Source organism: Patiriisocius sp. Uisw_017, from assembly GCF_047731265.1.
In the GTDB taxonomy this organism is placed as follows: domain Bacteria; phylum Bacteroidota; class Bacteroidia; order Flavobacteriales; family Flavobacteriaceae; genus Patiriisocius.
The window spans coordinates 327588-345585 of record NZ_CP159835.1; the positions used below are offsets into that span (position 1 = coordinate 327588).

21 protein-coding genes are annotated in these 17998 nt (G+C 35.2%); 14 read left to right on the forward strand and 7 right to left on the reverse strand.

Annotated features, from left to right (window positions below; genetic code table 11):
* Nucleotides 1-11: 11 nt before the first annotated feature.
* The 5 genes from ftsH to ABXT67_RS01540 all read left to right on the forward strand — a co-directional run bounded on the left by ftsH (nucleotide 12) and on the right by ABXT67_RS01540 (nucleotide 4473).
* On the forward strand, nucleotides 12-1991 hold the full coding sequence (ftsH, locus tag ABXT67_RS01520) for an ATP-dependent zinc metalloprotease FtsH (RefSeq protein ID WP_415375531.1): 1980 nt from the start codon (nucleotides 12-14) through the stop codon (nucleotides 1989-1991).
* A gap of 108 nt (nucleotides 1992-2099) precedes the next feature.
* The gene (locus tag ABXT67_RS01525) at nucleotides 2100-2708 is read left to right on the forward strand and encodes an LUD domain-containing protein (RefSeq protein WP_415375532.1); all 609 of its coding nucleotides are present in this window, start codon (nucleotides 2100-2102) and stop codon (nucleotides 2706-2708) included.
* A gap of 2 nt (nucleotides 2709-2710) precedes the next feature.
* Nucleotides 2711-3514, forward strand: coding sequence for a phosphatidate cytidylyltransferase (locus tag ABXT67_RS01530; protein ID WP_415375533.1), 804 nt, complete (start codon nucleotides 2711-2713; stop codon nucleotides 3512-3514).
* Nucleotides 3504-4154 (forward strand): phosphatidylserine decarboxylase family protein, encoded by a 651-nt coding sequence (locus tag ABXT67_RS01535; protein ID WP_415375534.1) that lies wholly within the window; start codon nucleotides 3504-3506, stop codon nucleotides 4152-4154. Before ABXT67_RS01530 ends, ABXT67_RS01535 begins: the two co-directional genes overlap by 11 nt.
* Nucleotides 4155-4200: 46 nt before the next feature.
* Complete coding sequence (locus ABXT67_RS01540; RefSeq protein ID WP_415375535.1) at nucleotides 4201-4473, forward strand: acyl-CoA-binding protein; 273 nt, start codon at nucleotides 4201-4203, stop codon at nucleotides 4471-4473.
* Between the two features lie 30 nt (nucleotides 4474-4503).
* Here ABXT67_RS01540 and ABXT67_RS01545 read toward each other — a convergent pair whose 3' ends face one another.
* The gene (locus tag ABXT67_RS01545; RefSeq protein ID WP_415375536.1) at nucleotides 4504-7140 is read right to left on the reverse strand and encodes a valine--tRNA ligase; all 2637 of its coding nucleotides are present in this window, start codon (nucleotides 7138-7140) and stop codon (nucleotides 4504-4506) included.
* Between the two features lie 134 nt (nucleotides 7141-7274).
* On the opposite strand from ABXT67_RS01545, the gene ABXT67_RS01550 reads away from it, so the two are divergent.
* Nucleotides 7275-7673 (forward strand): DUF1573 domain-containing protein, encoded by a 399-nt coding sequence (locus tag ABXT67_RS01550; RefSeq protein WP_415375537.1) that lies wholly within the window; start codon nucleotides 7275-7277, stop codon nucleotides 7671-7673.
* 191 nt (nucleotides 7674-7864) lie between these two features.
* Here ABXT67_RS01550 and ABXT67_RS01555 read toward each other — a convergent pair whose 3' ends face one another.
* Nucleotides 7865-8032 carry a hypothetical protein gene (locus ABXT67_RS01555; RefSeq protein WP_415375538.1) on the reverse strand — a complete coding sequence of 56 codons (168 nt, stop codon included), beginning with the start codon at nucleotides 8030-8032 and terminating at the stop codon, nucleotides 7865-7867.
* A 122-nt stretch (nucleotides 8033-8154) separates the two neighbouring features.
* Nucleotides 8155-8418 carry a hypothetical protein gene (locus ABXT67_RS01560; protein WP_415375539.1) on the reverse strand — a complete coding sequence of 88 codons (264 nt, stop codon included), beginning with the start codon at nucleotides 8416-8418 and terminating at the stop codon, nucleotides 8155-8157.
* 752 nt (nucleotides 8419-9170) lie between these two features.
* Here ABXT67_RS01560 and ABXT67_RS01565 point away from each other — a divergent pair.
* Both ABXT67_RS01565 and murB read left to right on the forward strand, forming a co-directional pair.
* Nucleotides 9171-10361, forward strand: a complete 1191-nt coding sequence (locus ABXT67_RS01565; RefSeq protein ID WP_415375540.1) for a pyridoxal phosphate-dependent aminotransferase — start codon at nucleotides 9171-9173, stop codon at nucleotides 10359-10361.
* A 135-nt stretch (nucleotides 10362-10496) separates the two neighbouring features.
* On the forward strand, nucleotides 10497-11510 hold the full coding sequence (gene murB / locus ABXT67_RS01570) for a UDP-N-acetylmuramate dehydrogenase (protein ID WP_415375541.1): 1014 nt from the start codon (nucleotides 10497-10499) through the stop codon (nucleotides 11508-11510).
* On the opposite strand, the gene ABXT67_RS01575 is transcribed toward murB, so the two are convergent.
* Both ABXT67_RS01575 and ABXT67_RS01580 read right to left on the reverse strand, forming a co-directional pair.
* The gene (locus ABXT67_RS01575) at nucleotides 11507-11656 is read right to left on the reverse strand and encodes a hypothetical protein (RefSeq protein WP_415375542.1); all 150 of its coding nucleotides are present in this window, start codon (nucleotides 11654-11656) and stop codon (nucleotides 11507-11509) included. The genes murB and ABXT67_RS01575 overlap by 4 nt on opposite strands.
* Nucleotides 11657-11789: 133 nt before the next feature.
* Nucleotides 11790-11960 (reverse strand): hypothetical protein, encoded by a 171-nt coding sequence (locus ABXT67_RS01580; protein WP_415375543.1) that lies wholly within the window; start codon nucleotides 11958-11960, stop codon nucleotides 11790-11792.
* A 200-nt stretch (nucleotides 11961-12160) separates the two neighbouring features.
* Here ABXT67_RS01580 and ABXT67_RS01585 point away from each other — a divergent pair, with 200 nt between their 5' ends.
* The 6 genes from ABXT67_RS01585 to ABXT67_RS01610 all read left to right on the forward strand — a co-directional run bounded on the left by ABXT67_RS01585 (nucleotide 12161) and on the right by ABXT67_RS01610 (nucleotide 16200).
* Nucleotides 12161-12373, forward strand: a complete 213-nt coding sequence (locus ABXT67_RS01585; RefSeq protein ID WP_415375544.1) for a membrane or secreted protein — start codon at nucleotides 12161-12163, stop codon at nucleotides 12371-12373.
* Nucleotides 12374-12403: 30 nt separating this feature from the next.
* Nucleotides 12404-13495, forward strand: a complete 1092-nt coding sequence (locus ABXT67_RS01590) for a glycosyltransferase (RefSeq protein ID WP_415375545.1) — start codon at nucleotides 12404-12406, stop codon at nucleotides 13493-13495.
* Entirely contained in the window at nucleotides 13486-14055 is a 570-nt protein-coding gene (locus ABXT67_RS01595; protein ID WP_415375546.1) for an RNA polymerase sigma factor, read from the forward strand. Before ABXT67_RS01590 ends, ABXT67_RS01595 begins: the two co-directional genes overlap by 10 nt.
* Nucleotides 14055-15266, forward strand: coding sequence for an Nramp family divalent metal transporter (locus tag ABXT67_RS01600; RefSeq protein ID WP_415375547.1), 1212 nt, complete (start codon nucleotides 14055-14057; stop codon nucleotides 15264-15266). Before ABXT67_RS01595 ends, ABXT67_RS01600 begins: the two co-directional genes overlap by 1 nt.
* A 76-nt stretch (nucleotides 15267-15342) precedes the next feature.
* A complete protein-coding gene (locus tag ABXT67_RS01605; RefSeq protein WP_415375548.1) occupies nucleotides 15343-15630 on the forward strand; it encodes a twin-arginine translocase TatA/TatE family subunit in 288 nt (95 codons plus the stop codon).
* A complete protein-coding gene (locus tag ABXT67_RS01610) occupies nucleotides 15631-16200 on the forward strand; it encodes a phosphatase PAP2 family protein (RefSeq protein ID WP_415375549.1) in 570 nt (189 codons plus the stop codon).
* Here ABXT67_RS01610 and ABXT67_RS01615 read toward each other — a convergent pair.
* Both ABXT67_RS01615 and ABXT67_RS01620 read right to left on the reverse strand, forming a co-directional pair.
* Nucleotides 16186-16827: an O-methyltransferase gene (locus ABXT67_RS01615; RefSeq protein ID WP_415375550.1), complete on the reverse strand. Its 642-nt coding sequence runs from the start codon at nucleotides 16825-16827 to the stop codon at nucleotides 16186-16188. The genes ABXT67_RS01610 and ABXT67_RS01615 overlap by 15 nt on opposite strands.
* 48 nt (nucleotides 16828-16875) lie before the next feature.
* Nucleotides 16876-17964, reverse strand: a complete 1089-nt coding sequence (locus tag ABXT67_RS01620; protein ID WP_415375551.1) for an amidohydrolase family protein — start codon at nucleotides 17962-17964, stop codon at nucleotides 16876-16878.
* Between the last annotated feature and the right edge of the window lie 34 nt (nucleotides 17965-17998).

Here is a 17998-nt window from a genome sequence, read left to right on the forward strand (position 1 = left end):
AAAAAAGCCACATGGCAGAAGAAAATAAAAAACCTACCGAAGGAAAAAAGAACAAAAAGCCTGATCTTAAAAAACCTAAATTTAGTGCATACTGGATTTATGGGGCGCTTTTAGTATTTTTCCTTGCAATATTCCTCTCTGGAGGAAGTAATTTAACGCAAGCTACAAAAACTACGCAAGCTGAATTTGAAACATATCTTAGAGACGGAGATGTTGAAAAAGTTGAAATAGTGAACAAAAAACTTGCAAAAGTTTATTTAACCGCCGAAGCGAGTACACAGGAAAAGCACCTTAAAACCAAATCAAAAGGGCTCCTAGGAGGACCTAGTGCTGGAGACCCAAATTATCAATTTGAATTTGGAGACCTTCAAAACTTTGAAAATAATTTTCAGCAAATAAAGCAAGAGAACAGCCTTAATACTCAAATTGTATGGAACACAGAGTCTAACGTTTGGGGAGAGGTTCTAATGGGCTTATTGCCTTTTATAGTAATTATTGGTATCTGGATTTTTATCATGAAACGTATGTCTGGCGGTGCTGGAGGCGGTGCTGGAGGACAAATTTTCAATATTGGCAAATCAAAAGCAAAATTATTTGATGAGAAAATTGATGTTAAAACTTCCTTTAAAGACGTAGCTGGACTAGAAGGCGCAAAAGAAGAAGTACAAGAAATTGTAGACTTTCTAAAACACCCTGAAAAATACACTTCATTAGGAGGGAAAATACCTAAAGGAGCCTTACTAGTTGGCCCCCCTGGAACAGGTAAAACATTATTAGCTCGTGCAGTCGCAGGAGAAGCAAAAGTTCCTTTCTTTTCGTTATCAGGTTCAGATTTTGTTGAGATGTTTGTAGGTGTTGGAGCTTCTCGTGTTCGTGACTTATTTAAACAAGCAAAAGAAAAATCACCTTCTATAATTTTTATAGACGAAATTGATGCCATTGGTAGAGCTCGTGGTAAAAGCAACTTTAGTGGCTCAAACGATGAAAGAGAAAACACCTTAAACCAGTTATTGACTGAAATGGACGGTTTTGCAACAAACTCAAATGTTATCGTAATAGCAGCGACAAATCGCGCAGACGTCCTCGATAAAGCCTTAATGCGTGCAGGAAGATTTGATCGGCAAATCTATGTAGATTTACCAGATGTCCGGGAACGTAAAGAAATTTTTGAAGTGCACTTACGCCCGTTAAAAAAAGAAGAAAATCTTGATACAGATTTTCTCTCAAAACAAACACCTGGTTTTTCAGGTGCCGATATCGCAAATGTTTGTAATGAAGCGGCCTTAATAGCGGCTAGACAAGATAAGAAAGCGGTAGGAAAACAAGACTTTCTAGATGCCGTTGATAGAATTGTAGGTGGCTTAGAAAAGAAAAATAAAATAGTTACGCCAGGAGAGAAAAAAGCAATTGCTTTTCACGAAGCTGGTCATGCAACCGTTAGCTGGATGCTAGAACATGCGGCTCCCTTAGTTAAAGTAACAATTGTTCCTCGGGGACAATCCTTAGGGGCTGCTTGGTATTTACCGGAAGAAAGACTTATTGTTCGACCTGAGCAAATGCTTGACGAAATGTGTGCTACACTAGGTGGCCGCGCTGCTGAAAAAGTTATATTTAATCAAATATCTACAGGAGCGTTGAGTGATCTTGAAAAAGTTACAAAACAAGCACGCGCAATGGTAACTATTTACGGCTTGAATGATAAAGTAGGAAATCTAACCTATTATGACTCTAGCGGACAATCCGAATACAACTTTAGCAAGCCTTATAGCGAGAAGACTGCAGAATTAATTGATAAAGAAATCTCAAACCTTATTGAGACGCAATATCAGAGGGCTATTGATTTATTAGAGAAGAATAAAGAAAAACTAACGGAGCTAGCAAACGTCCTCTTAGAGAAAGAAGTTATTTTTAAAGATAACCTAGAAAAGATTTTTGGAGAAAGACCATTTGGAAAATCATCTGAAACTGCTGAAAAGTTGGTAACCGACTAGATTTATTTACGATATAAAACGAAAAGTTTGGCCGTATTGCAGTACTCCTGTATTAGGATTTTATTATATTTGAAAAAATAGTGCATTTATTCCTCATAAATACTATCAATGGGTCTCTTTAAAAGACTTTTAAAATCTAAAACAAATAAAAAGCCTGAGAACTTAGGTGCATTAGACGCGCACTCTAAATACTTCCCGAAAGACAAACTCCCTATAGACGAGAACTTCACAGCTAATTTTAAACGTAATGGCGGTAAGTTCTTGTATTGTGAGAATAGCAACGAAATTAACGATGCGTTTGACAATATTCTTCTCGAAAATGATTGGTATGAAGAAGATGTATTTTGTGTTGACGAAACTCTAAAATTAAAATTTGATGGTTACAATCTTAATTTTGTAAAAAAAACGACGGCGAGCTTTTTTCTGTCTCAATGCGAATCTTTAGTATCTAATAATGGCTCTATATTACTCTCTTCAAATCAGATAAAAGAGAAGAAACTCGATGAGCTTCCCATAAACATTATCATTTTTGCTACCACGAGTCAATTTGTTGAAAACATAAGTGACGGTCTTCGTATCATAAAAAATTCAGGAGGGAAATTCATTCCTAGTAATATCACTACAATCCAAGACTTCGAAACTGAAAAAGAAAAGGATTTCATGAGTTATGGAAGTAGCTCAAAAAACCTATATTTGCTGCTACTCGAAGATTTATAAATATGAGAGAAATTATCGTGCGGACTATTTCAGGTATTTTATACATCCTGGTAGTTATCTTTTCAATGTACACCTCGCGCGAGTTATTTATAGCCCTTTTCTTTATATTAGGTGTTTTAGTGCTTAGAGAGTTTCTTAAATTAGTTCATCTAAAGAGTTATGTCGCCTATTTATTACTCGGAGCTGGACTTTATTTTTTAAGCTATGACATCATAGCCATACAAGCTGTCCATTTATACCTCATTCTCTCTTGTTTTGTCTGCCTATTTTTATTTAAAGATTTACTGTGGACTAAAAAAATTCCAATGTTTGAAAAAAAGAAATACATCACCACCATATTTTATATTATAAGCGGATTCGTATTTCTAACCTTAATACCATTTTCTGAAGGATACTTTATGCCTGAAATAATTGTTGGCATATTCACCCTAATATGGGCTAATGACACTTTTGCTTACATCGTTGGAAAATCTATTGGAAAACATAAATTATACGAGCGTATTTCTCCCAAAAAAACCATAGAAGGGTTTTTAGGAGGAGTTGTTGGCGCTCTTATCGCAGGATTTGTTGTTTTTAAACTCACAGGAATTTATAATCTGTATATTTGGTTCATACTTGCTTTAATAGGATCAATATTTGGGACTATTGGAGATTTAATTCAATCAAAATTTAAACGACAAGCCGGAGTAAAAGATAGCGGCATGTTAATGCCAGGACACGGTGGGTTGTATGATAGACTTGATAGTGTGATTTATACAAGTCCATTTATTTATGCGTTTTTAGAAATTATAAACTATGTTTCATAAAGAAGGTCAAAAAATAATTTTAATAACACTTTTTCTAGTAGTTGCTGCAAGCTTATTAGCAGACTATGCAATTACAAATCCATATTTTAGAAGAGGGGTAATCATAGCTGCGGTTGCTTTGTTAATAATGGTTTTACAGTTTTTTAGAAACCCAAAGCGCAACTTTCTTCCAAACGATTCACAAATTATTTCACCAGTAGATGGTAAAGTTGTTGTGATTGAAGAAGTATTTGAAAAAGAATTTTACAACGAAAAAAGGTTGCAAGTTTCGGTTTTTATGTCGCCATTAAATGTTCATGTTACGAGATATCCTGTTAGTGGCAAGGTTATTTTAAGTAAATACCATCCAGGGAAATTTTTAGTTGCGTGGCATCCTAAATCAAGTGAAGAAAATGAGCGGACTACTGTTGTTGTAAACAATGAAGCTTTTGGTAATATCTTATATCGTCAAATTGCAGGCGCATTAGCAAAAAGAATTGTAAATTATGCCAAAGAAGGTCAAGTCGTAACGCAATCAAGTGATAGTGGATTCATAAAATTTGGAAGTCGGGTAGATGTATTCCTTCCTTTAGGCACCAAACTTGACATAACACTCAATCAAAATGTTAAAGGCGGAATAACCGTTTTAGCTTCGAAATAACTATTAAACAACGAGAATATAATTCTTGTGGTAAAACAAAAACCAAGTGGCTTCTTCTGAAGAAATAAACAAAGCATTTAACAAAGCAGTAGAGTTAGTGAACGCACATCATGAACCTTTTCCTGCAGATGTTTTACTCAACCTCTACGCATATTATAAAAAAGCTACAGACGCTTCTCATAGCGCAGGAGAAAGCAGAGAATCTCTAATCACTGCTTTTAAAACAAATGCCTTATTTCAAACAAAAAACATGTCTAAAGATGAGGCGAAAGAACTCTATGTGGAAACCACCACTCGCTATTTTTTGTACCGAAAGTAATACTGACTATCCTTTATAATAGTATGCAAATTACTGTTTCAAACTCTTTAAACTAGCCTCGATGGTTTCGATTTTAGCTAATGCATCAGCCTTCTTCTTGAGTTCGTTAGCGACCACTTGTTCAGGTGCTCCACTTACGAATTTTTCGTTTTTAAGTTTCCCTTGAACACTCCTTAAAAACCCTTGAGTATAATTTAATTCTTCTTCTAGTTTCTGAATTTCTTCTTCAATATTGATACTCCCTTCCATCGGAATAAAATATTCATTAGACTTAACTCTAAATGTTAGTGCCCCCTCAACCGCCGCAGAAACTTCATTAAATTCTGAAATATTACCTAGCTTAGTAATCACTGAATTTAAACGATCATTCGTTTTTTCAGAATTAAGCATCAATAATGAAACGGAATCCTTAAACGCTATATTCTTTTCCTTTCTAACCGTTCTAATCCCTGAAATAACTTCCGCTGCAAATTCAAAATCTGTCAACAATTTAGCATCAATGAGTGCTAACTTCGGCCAGTGATTTACAATTAGTGCTTCATTGGGAGAACGAGCTGCTATTAGGTGCCACAATTCTTCGGTAAGGAAAGGCATAAAAGGATGTAAAATTCTTAAATTCTCTTCAAATAATGAGATGATACCAGTATATGTTTTTTGATCTATAGGTGCCTGATATGCTGGTTTAACAATTTCTAATAACCAACCGCAAAAGTCGTCCCAAATTAATTTATACGTTCCCATTAAGGCATCACTAATACGATATTTGCCGTAATGATCTTCAATTTCAACAAGTGTTTGCTGCAATCTTGAACGGTACCATTGCAACGCAATTGCAGATGATTCAGGCTGACCTATTTCCATAGAAATATCCCACGATTGCGTGAGTTTAAAAGCATTCCAAATCTTATTGCTAAATCCTTTTCCTTGCTGGCAAAGTCCTTCATCAAACATTAAATCATTCCCCGCTGGCGCGCTCAACAATAAACCCACTCGAACACCATCTGCACTATAGTCGTTAATTAACTTTAAAGCATCTGGAGAATTCCCTAGAGACTTGCTCATTTTACGACGCTCCTTATCCCGAACAAGGCCTGTTAAATAAACATTTTTAAAAGGACGTTCGGCTGTATATTCATAACCAGCAATAATCATTCTAGCCACCCAAAAGAATAGAATATCTGGACCTGTTACTAAATCGTTGGTAGGGTAATAATATTTAAATTCTTCATTTTCAGGATCATTTAGCCCATCAAAAACACTCATAGGCCACAACCAAGACGAAAACCAAGTATCTAATGCATCTGAGTCTTGGCTTAAATCTTCGATTCTTAAATTGGCTTTTCCTGTTTTCTCTTTTGCTTTTATAAGGGCTTCTTCCATAGTTTCAGCAACCACAAAATCTTCCTTTCCGTCTCCGTAGAAATAGGCAGGGATTTGTTGACCCCACCATAATTGGCGACTTATATTCCAATCGCGAATATTAGTCAACCAATGACGGTATGTATTTTCAAATTTCTTAGGGTGCAATACAACATCATCTGTCTCTAAAACCGCTTTAATCGCTGGTTTTACTAATTCTTGCATTTTCAAAAACCATTGATCGCTTAACCTTGGTTCAATAACAGCCTTAGTTCGCTCACTAGTCCCTACCTTATTTAAGTGTTGTTCCGTTTTAATAAGTGCCCCGTTCGCTTCCAATTCTTTTGTAACTTCCTTGCGAACCACAAAACGATCTTTACCTTCATAGTGCAATCCAAAAGAATTAAGACTTGCATCATCATTAAAAATATCAACCACTTCGAGCTTATGTTTATCGCCCAGCATTTTATCATTTTCGTCGTGAGCTGGAGTAACTTTTAAGCAACCAGTACCAAACTCAACATCTACATATTCGTCTTCAATAATAGGAATTATACGATGGCATATAGGAACAATGGCTTGCTTTCCTTTTAGGTGCGTAAATCGTTCATCATTAGGGTTTATACAAATAGCGGTATCCCCAAAAATAGTTTCAGGCCTTGTAGTAGCAATAGTTAGGAAATCTTCACTTCCTTCAATTGCATATTTTATATAATATAAATTCCCTTGCTTTTCTACATAGTTTACTTCCTCGTCACTCAAAGTTGTTTTTGCCTCAGGATCCCAATTCACCATGCGGTATCCTCGATAAATCATTCCTTTGTCATATAGATCTACAAAGCTCTTGATTACCTGTTGAGACATCTTTGGGTCTAAAGTAAATTTTGTGCGTTCCCAATCGCAGGATGCACCTAGCTTTTTTAGTTGGTCTAAAATAACGCCTCCGTATTCTTCAGTCCAATCCCAAGCGTGTTTTAAAAATTCCTCGCGGGTGAGCGAAGATTTTTCTATACCTTCTGCTTTTAACTTCGCAACAACTTTCGCTTCAGTAGCAATACTTGCATGGTCCGTACCTGGAACCCAGCACGCATTGTATCCTTTTAACCTTGCCCTTCTAATAAGCACATCTTGAATGGTATTATTAAGCATATGCCCCATGTGTAGTATTCCAGTAACATTGGGTGGCGGAATAACAATAGTGTAGGGTTCTCGATCATCTACTTCACTATGAAAATAGTTGTGTTCCATCCAGTAGGCATACCACTTATCTTCTATATTTTGTGCGTTATATTTTGCTTCAAGGGCCATGTTTGGTCTAATTTTTGAATTTAGTTTGCAAAAATAGGTATTACAATACGATTAATATAATTTTAAATATGCGTAAGTTAACTTGCAAATTGTAAAGCGAATACCTAATTTAGCAATAATCAAATACAACACTTATGAAAAAATTAGTTTTAATAGCATTAGTTGGTTTACTAGGATTTACGGTTAATGCTCAGGCAAAAATCACTTTTAAGAGTGATACTGTAGACTACGGTAAAATAGTAAAAGGAAGCGATGGAGTTCGTGTTTTTGAATTTACAAACACTGGAGATGCTCCATTAATAGTTAGTGATGTAAAATCTAGCTGTGGTTGCACCGTACCTAAAAAACCCAAAGGACCCGTTGCAGCTGGCGCAACTGGCACAATTGAGGTAAAATACGACACCAATAGAGTAGGGCCTATTAGAAAAACTGTAACCGTGTATTCAAACGCAGATGAACCTATCAAGGCGTTGAAAATTAAAGGTGAGGTATTGAAAGAAGCAGGTAGCGTATTGGAAAAAACTGAAAAATAAACTGTTCTTCTCAAATTATTAAAACGACCATCAATTTGATGGTCGTTTTTCTTTACAATACTTTTTTTAGTTTAAAGCTCGTTTTCAATAATTTATCACCTCGTTCATATTCTATAGTAATTTTCTTGCCTACACTACTGCCAAATAGCGCAATTACTTCGTATAGTTTATATTTATAACAAAAACACCGTTTATTTTATGGCCCCATCCCCCACTTGTAATCCAGCAAATGCTCCCAGGGAAACACTTCTAAGTTCTACTATAACAATCTTAGGCGCCGTAAATAATTTAAAAACCGGATCTATTACTATGCTCGAATTTCTATTAGCACTTCCGGATTCTAACACCTTTAAACTCATTTTTTCTGACCGTATATCCTGTAATTTTTTAACTTGTATGGAGCCATTAGGTGCTAAAGTCAATTAGCTTAAGTTATAATAAAATGGTTTCGAATAATTTGAATTCCTTTTAACAGCATCCATTATTCAGCATAATTCATTGTTGCTGTAAAACGTTTAAGCAATGAACGTCCAATACTTCCCGCTCTATTTTTTGCAATGTATAATGAATCTTTTATTTCAATATTTGTAAGTACTACGGTTACATCCTCAAACCTAAAATCACTCATTTCCATCCACTCCAATTTTGATCGTTTTCTATACAGGCTAACGCTCTTAGTTAGTCCTAAAAAATCTTCAAAATAATTTTTAAGTTCTTCCGTAATAAACACCTCATCTTCGAACAACCATGTCGCATCGCTCGAACCAGAATCTATTAAGAATAGCAGAAAATTAATAACGAACCCAAACTCACTTCTTCATTTATACAGAGCTTTTCCTTATAAAACTGAAGTGGTATATTTTTGCAGTTTTTACGTCGCTTTATTTTGAAATTCAATGGTTTATAAAAGGTCATTCTTTTTTTAGTGCAATTAGTTTCAACAACAAAATCTTTAAAGAAGTCATATCCTAAAATACCATGGACTGGAACACCCATTCTGCTCGAAAAATATAGCATTTAATCAAAAACAACATATACACTAAGATTTATATCCTTGAAATCTCCAACAACAAAAGTATTTACAGTACTTTTCAATCCCCTACAACCTCGCCTCCAATCCCTCTCAAATTAATAGCGTTTACATTTTTAATTGAAACCGAATCTGCCTCCGTTAAACTTAACAAAATTCTATTTTGAACACCAGTGTCTAACAAAAAAGAAAGTTCAACTCCGTTCAATCAAATAGGAATAACAACAAGATTGTTCACCTACAGAAAATAAAATTTATAAATTTTATGACCATTTTCAAAAGAAAAAGAAGACTGACTGTGCCCTAAAATTTGTACTCCAACAGCACACCATAGGAATAACAAATAGTACTTTATTTTCATTCTAATTATCATTCATTTAAATTTAGAAAAAAATAACATAAACTCGCGAAATACTATGCATGAATTCTAACATTTTTTTGCAACTTTGTTATCTAAATTGTAAACTATGCCTTCTATTTCTGTAAAGGGTGAAAAAATGCCCGAATCCCCAATAAGAAAACTAGTTCCTTATGCTGAAAAAGCCTACAAAGCAAATAAAACGGTCTACCATCTCAACATAGGACAACCAGATATTAAAAGCCCACAAATTGCAATGGATGCTGTTTCTCAACACAACCTTGAAATTCTGGCGTATACCCGTAGTGAAGGATCTGAAGCATATCGTGAGAAAATTGCAGGGTATTACAATCGCAATAGTATAATGGTCGAGGCAAATGAAATTATTGTAACCACAGGAGGAAGCGAAGCGCTGCTCTTTGCAATGGGAGCAGTTGCTGATGTTGATGATGAAATTATAATTCCAGAACCATTTTACGCTAATTACAATGGGTTTGCAACAGCTTCTGGAGTAAAAATAGTGCCTGTGATTTCAAAAATTGAAAATAATTTTGCGCTACCACCAATAAGCGAATTTGAAAAATTAATCACACCAAAAACTAAAGCAATATTAATTTGCAACCCAGGGAATCCTACTGGGTATTTATATAGCCTGGAGGAGATTCAAACATTGGCTAAAATAGTAAAGAAACATGATCTCTTTTTAGTAGCAGACGAGGTATATCGTGAGTTTGTTTATGATGATTTAACACATCACTCCATCCTCCAAATCGACGGCTTAGAGGAACACGCGATTGTTATAGACTCTGTTTCTAAGCGCTACAGCATGTGTGGTGCAAGAATAGGATGTCTCGTTTCTAAAAACAAGGCAGTTATTACAACAGGTTTAAAATTTGCGCAAGCCAGATTGAGTCCTCCTACGTTTGCACAAATTGCTAGCGAGGCCGCATTACAAACTCCTCAAAGTTATTTTGACGAAGTAATTGTAGAGTACAAGGAGCGTCGCGACACCCTCATCGAAAAACTAGAAGAAATTCCTGGTGTTAAAGTTGGACACCCAAAAGGGGCTTTTTATTGTATTGCACAACTCCCGGTAAAAAACAGTGATGCTTTTGCTCAATGGTTATTAGAAGAATTTGATGTTGATGGCGAAACGATTATGGTTGCACCAGCAGCTGGTTTTTATTCCACTCCAAATATGGGTACAAACCAAATTAGAATTGCTTATGTCTTAAATAAAGACAGTTTAATTAACGCCGTAAATATTCTAAAAAAAGCACTTGAGGTTTATGTAGATTAGCTTCGATACCATTTTGTGATTTAAAAGTAGGCTCCTATTTTTTATTTAATACAAACACACAATCAGTCAGCTGCCTTTGTTTGGTTATATTGTGGAATACTTGCCTAAAAATAAATCTGAATTAAGAAATCTAAATTGAACATTATAGAAAATATTTCACTTAAACCATACAATACTTTTGGTATTGATGCGACCGCTCGCCATTTTGTGAGCGTAACAACTGTAAACGAGTTAAAGGAAGTGTTATCGCTATCGCAGTTTAAAAACAGATTCATTCTAGGTGGTGGCAGCAATATGCTGCTAAAAAATGATATAGATGCTCTCGTAATTCACATTGATTTAAAAGGTATTTCGGTTTTAGAAAAAACAAAGTCTCACGTTCATTTGCGATGTATGGCAGGCGAAAACTGGCACGAACTTGTACTCTTTTGTATTGAACATAATTATGGTGGATTAGAAAACTTATCACTCATTCCTGGAAATGTTGGCACCGCACCTATTCAAAATATTGGTGCTTATGGTGTTGAAATTAAAGACGCTCTCATTTCTTGCGAAGCCCTTAATATTGAAACTGGAAAAATAAAAACGTTTACAAATGTTGAATGTAATTTTAGATATCGCAATTCAATATTTAAAACTGAACTTAAAGGAAAGTATATTATTACAAGCGTTACATTTCAATTAAGTAAAAAACTTCATAAATTACATACAAGCTACGGTGCTATTGAAAATGAACTTGTAAAAAGAAATTTTAAAAACCCAACCATTAAAAACGTGAGCGATGCGGTAATAGCAATTCGTCAATCTAAATTACCCGATCCAAAAGTCTTGGGAAATAGTGGTAGCTTTTTTAAAAATCCAATTATTTCGGTAAGCAAATTCAATCAGTTTTCAACCAAATTCCCAGAAGCACCATCTTATAAAGTAAGTGAAACCGAATACAAAATTCCAGCCGGATGGCTTATCGAACAGGCAGGTTTTAAAGGAAAACGCTTTGGAGATGCTGGAGTACACAAAAAACAAGCATTGGTTCTTGTTAATTATGGCAATGCCTCAGGTACCGAAATTTGGAACCTAGCCCTACAAATTCAAAAAAAAGTAAAAGACCTTTACGACATAACCATTGAAGCTGAGGTAAATGTTATTTAATTCGGCTTTTGTAGATTTGCTATAGAAAGGATGATTATAATTTTTGCAATGACATCTGTTTTTACTAATTGTGATATGGTGCCGCTGTAATCCTCAATATACAACTCCATCCCTTCACAAATCATTTTTAATGACTTCCCGCGCAACGTTTTTATCTAGAAAATATCATTGTTCCTTTTGCCTTTTGCACAATAGCAATCAAATTAAATGCTCCCAAAACAATATAATCTTCAAAGAAAATCTGGAAATTTATTGAAGTTATATTTTCAAAAACACAATTTAACGGTGCAAAATCGGGAATGGTCCAGAAAATGGTGATTGTTCGTTTTTTAATTCGACAGTAGCAATCTTATTGATAAAAATGCCAATATCTTCGGTTTGCTTCTCACGTTTTAAAATATTGTTGTTAATTATTTTTTTTCTGGTAAAGCCTTCAATAATAGCAGGCAAGTTTAGGGCCTTATTCCCATAAGTCCCTTTGGTATAAGCTTCACTTTTACACCCTAACATTATAACGAGACCGTAAATAATTAAAAAATATCAAAAGTTTTTATCACGAACAGACCTCATATTTTAAAGTTAAAGTACCCCATTTTGGTCTTTTTTCTACCATAAAGATTGTACTTTTGTAACTCCTAAACTTTTTATGTATGGCACTGTTTTTTATTACAATCGCATTACTTCTTTTAGCAGTAGCTGGAATTTCCATAAAATTATGGGCGAAAAAAGATGGTGAATTTGCCGGTACTTGTGCTAGTCAAAGCCCATTTTTGAATAACAGTGGAGAATCTTGTGGTTTTTGTGGAAAGACACCAGACCAGTTTGACAATTGCAAAGAAGAAACTCACGAAGTAACAGCATAGCAAATAATACCCAACCAGCTTTACTAGCCTATGCTACTAATTTACTTTTTGAGCAGTACTGCTCTAATTTGTATTTTCTATTACATTTTATTCGGGAAATGTGTTTTTGGAAAAAACAAAAAATCAAATTCGAAATTACATCCTATTTCAATCATAGTTTGTGCTAAAAACGAGGCTGAAAACTTAACTAAAAACATCCCAAAACTTCTTTCACAAGCATATCCTGATTTTGAGCTCATCCTTATTAATGATGCCTCTATTGACAACTCCTTGGAGGTAATGGAGCACTTTCAAGAAAAAGATTCACGAATTGTTATCGTAAATGTTAAAAATAACGAAGCTTTCTGGGGAAGCAAAAAATACGCACTTACCTTAGGAATCAAAAAAGCAACCCATAAAAGGTTGTTATTTACCGATGCAGATTGCAAACCTAGCAGTAACCTGTGGATACAAAAAATGACCGCTCAATTGTCTTCAGAAAAACAACTTATTCTTGGCTATGGTGGCTATGAGAAAAAATCAGGCATTCTAAATGCACTTATTCGTTTTGAAACTGTGCTCACCGCCACCCAGTATTTTAGTTATGCAAAAGCTGGAATTCCATATATGGGCGTTGGGAGAAACATATCCTATTCTAGCGAGTTATTTTATGAGCAACGTGGTTTTACAGCGCATATGGATATTAAAAGTGGCGATGATGATCTATTCGTGAATGCTGCGGCAACAAAAGCGAATACTGCTATCTGTATCGATCCTGAAGCGTTTACGCTATCCAAACCTAAAACTTCTTGGAGTGCTTGGATTTCGCAAAAAAGAAGACATATTGGTACTGCCCATAATTACAAGAGTATTCATCAATTTTTATTAGGATTATTTTTTTGTAGCAATTTGGTATTTTGGGCACTTGCTATTATTGGTTTTTTTACTCCTTTCTGGCAACTAACGGCGCTAATTGTAGGAATCAAAATAACCATTCAAAATTTAGTTTTGGGTAAAGCAGCCATACTCTTAAAGGAAAAAAACCTCCTTTTTTGGCTTCCTTTTTTAGAACTCTTGCTCATTGTATTCCAAATTGTTATCTTTATTTCAAACAGGATGAACAAACCAACTGCGTGGAAATAGAAGGAGATCTCGTAAATCAAAACATCGAAAAAGCCAAGCTAGGCAAACAAACAGCTTATAATTTCTTACTTGACAGGTATTGGAATGAAGTCTTTGGGTTTCAGATAAAACGAGTCAAAAATGAATTTGAAGCGGAAGATATCACCATTGAAACCTTTGCAAAAGCCTTTGACAAAATTGAAACCTTCAGCAATGAATACGCTTTTAGTACTTGGCTCATTGCCATTTCAAAAAACATTCACATTGACAAACTCCGAAAGAAAAACGCAGCCGTATATGCAAATATATCGGGCAATAGTGAAGACCATTTACGAAACATAAAAGACCCCAGCCCCACTCCCGAAGACATCTTAATCACCGAGCAAAATCTAGCCGAACTGCTTAAATACATTAAACAATTAAAACCTGCATATCAAGAAGTCATCAATTTGCGCTACTTTCAAGAAATGAGTTATGCTGAAATTTCTGAAACAAATAAAATGCCTTTAAGCAATGTAAAGGTTAGATTACTCAGAGCCAAAAAGCTACTAGCCGAAATTATTTTGAACAGCTCCAAATAATGAAGTCATTTTTCGCAAAACTAGGTCCTGGATTTTTATTTGCAGGCGCCGCTATAGGAGTATCGCATCTTGTGCAGTCTACAAGAGCTGGCGCAGATTTTGGTTTTGGATTGCTTTGGGCTTTGCTGCTTATAAACGCAATTAAATATCCATTCTTTCAAATGGGACCTCGATATGCGTCCGCTACTGGAAATAGCTTATTGACAGGATATCACCAATTGGGAAAAAATGTTTTAAAAGTATATTTTCTACTCACTATAGCGACCATGTTTACCATACAAACGGCAGTGACAATTGTTACTGCGGGGATTGCATCTTCACTATTTGGCTTTGGTTCTTTATTACTTTGGACATTAATTATTACACTACTTTGTTTCGGTATTTTATTGATTGGAAAATACAAAACGCTAGACACTTTAATGAAAATCATCGTTCTCTCATTAACAATAAGTACTATTGTTGCCGTAGCGTTACTTCTTCCGGAATCAGTAGCCATGAATTTTACTCAAATTATACCGGATAATCCGGTATCCATAGGATTTTTAATTGCGTTTATGGGATGGATGCCAGCTCCTTTAGACATTTCAATTTGGTCTTCGATGTGGACGGTTAAAAAGAAAGAAATTGATCCTAGCATTACTAAAAAACAATCACTTTTTGATTTTAATACGGGCTATATCACCACTACTATTTTAGCCATTGGCTTTCTGTCTTTAGGCGCCTTGGTTATGAATGGTAGTGGTGAAGAATTCTCCTCAAAAGGAGGAGAATTTGCCAATCAATTAATTTCTTTATACACAAAAAGTTTAGGCCATGGTGCAACTATCTTAATTGGTATTGCAGCGCTAACCACCATGTTTAGCACTACACTAACCACACTAGATGGCTCTCCTAGGGCATTGGCAGAAACTTCAGAAATCTTAAAAGGAAAACGTTTTAAACGTGGTTATTTGTTTTGGTTGTTGATCTTAATAGTAGGAACGCTTACCATTTTTTTCTTCTTTATTTCTGAAATGGGACTCTTGGTTAAAATCGCTACGATTCTTTCATTTTTAACGGCACCGTTTTATGCCATTTTAAATTATCGTGTTATTACAAGTCCTAAAACTCCATTAGTTGCAAGACTAAATAAAGGCGAAAGAATATACAGCGTCATCTGTATTGGTGTACTCATTACTTTTAGTCTTTGGTATTTGTCTACACTTTTATAGTTTCAAACTAAAACAACAACTAAATTCATAATTCATAATTCATAATTCTGAATTAGAAAATGAATATATTTGTACTATGATATTACAGCCTCAATTCTTGTTTATAAGCGGTGGTGAAATAGCCTTTATACTATTTTTAATACTCCTCATTTTTGGAGCAGACAAAATTCCTGAAATAGCAAGAGGACTTGGTAAAGGAATGCGACAAATTAAAGATGCAACCAACGACATTAAATCTGAAATCACTAAAACTGCAGATAAACAAGGTTTAGATTTAGACATCACTAAAGATGTTAGAAAAGAAATTGACAGCATTAAAGATGATGTAGAAGAATTTGGGGGTTCTATTAAAAGAAAGTTCTAAATGTTTGAAATAGTAAACGATTGGGATAAAGAAATCTTGGTTTGGAGCAATTGTTTAGGAATCGAACAATATGATAGTTTTTGGATATTTGTAACGCAAATAGAAAACTGGACTCCATTATTTTCTTTTTACTTTTTTTTGATCTTCTTTTTTTACAAATTCAAAAAAGGATTTGTAATACTTTTTTTTCTGCTTGCAACCTTTGCAATAACCTTAGCTTTTACCGAGCTTACAAAAAATAGTGTGGCACGCCTGCGACCTAATAATGTAGTAAAACTTGCTGACCTTATCAGAGTTCTACAAACACCAACGAGTTATAGCTTCTTTTCTGGACACGCGTCTTCCAGTTTTTCGATTACGGTGTTTGTTGTTTTAGTACTTAGGAAGTTTAGCAAGTGGATTTACATAGCTTTTTTATGGCCCTTACTGTTCGTAATAAGCAGAATATATGTTGGTGTTCATTATCCAAGTGACATTATAGTAGGTGCTTTTGCAGGAACAATAATAGCCTTATTGGGATATCATACCTATAAAAAAACAGCATCTAAGTTGCTGTCAAATAACACGTGAAATCGTGAGTCCATCTCTAATGGGCAACAACACTGTTTCCAATTTAGGATGTGTATTTAAAAGTGTATTATAATGAATAATTGCTTTTGTATCTTTATCATATGGCGAAACAGCCTCTACTACTTTGCCGCTCCACAACACATTATCACTTAAAATTACAGAGCCTGTTTTCAAATTGGGTAATAAAAGGTCTAAATAATTTGGGTAGTTAATTTTATCAGCATCCATAAAAATCAAGTCGAAATCAGCTTTGATCGAAGGAATAACTTCTAAAGCATTCCCAGTATACTGTATTATCTGTTCGCCAAATCCTGAAACATCAAAATAGCGACGTTGTAAATCATGCAATTCCTCATTAATATCTATAGTATGTAGTTGACCATCTTGTTGCATTCCTTCCGCTAGGCATAAAGCGGAATACCCTGTGTAGGTTCCAATTTCTAAAATGGTTTTTGGGTTGATCAATTTTGAAATCATACTTAACACTCGACCTTGATAATGGCCACTCAACATGCGCGGCGCTAAAACCTTCTGCCATGTTTCGAGCGTTAACTGTTGCAGTAATTTTGGCTCAGCTTGTGAGTTATTTACTGCGTATTCGTCTATGTTTTCTGGGAGGAAGTGCATTTATCTAGTGGGTCGTCATTAGAAAGAACTATTAAATAATAAAGTTGTTTATGTACCTAGTATCCTAGCCACCAATTTCTTTTTCGCTACTTCATCATCTCCGCACAACCATTGGATGACATTGTCTTCCCAAATCGCATCACATTGAGTGTTATTTAAGATATTTTGTTCTTTCGCTAAATCTAGGATTTTTCCGGGATAAGATGATTGTTGTTCGCTTTCCATTTCGCCTAAAGGATAGGGATCGTCGAGTCCCATTACTATTTGTTTTGAACCTTGGTTTTTCAACAATAATTCAAGTCCCCCGGTGTCGTGCACGAGTGTGTCAAAAAAGATATTTCTGTGTCCTACTGATTTTCGAGGATGGGTTTTTCCTTCAAATAAATCTGGGCGACCATCAAATCCTTGGATTCGTCGACCTAAATTCATTTGTGCTAATTGTCCTCCGTGGGCAAAGCATGTTCGCATATTTGGATATTTATCCGCGTAGCCATTTAAGGTTAAAAAGTGATAGGCATCTGCACATTGTGCGAGCATCCAAATTAAATGAAAACGCCAAGAAGTATTTTCTAGCTTAATAAATTTTTCACCGTCGTAGGGATGGATTTCAACCGCGAGATTGTATTTACTGGCCAATTCAAAAATAGGCTCATTCTCTTCATCAAAAATGCATCGCCAAGTCCCGATGGTGTCCATGTAGTGTGTAGGCAAGCATAATAACTGCATCCCTAGTTCCTCAACACAACGTTCTATTTCCCATAATGCGCCGCGCACAACTCCAGGGTGCACTACGAAACCGCAAGTAAATTTTGACGGATTTTCTCGTTGTACTTTTGCATTAAAGTCATTTTGAAATCTAAGTGCTTGCTTCATTTCTTCTAATCGCAGACCATTTCCATAGAGCTGCGATAGATTTAAAACAACTGCATGGTCAATATTAAAACGTTCCATCCAAGCCAATTTTTCATCAAGAAAAAAACTAGAATCTGTAACTGGTCGACTCCAGTCTTTTTGGAGCATAAATTTTCGGTCTTTATCTACCCAAAAAATACCTTTATCCTGCATAAATTGTGGAATCTCTTCAGGGTAGGGAAGTAGATGGGAGTGTCCGTTAATTCTGAGCTTTGTTTTTTCCATGTGACGTTTTCGCGTAAGCTAAATTCTAATTGAT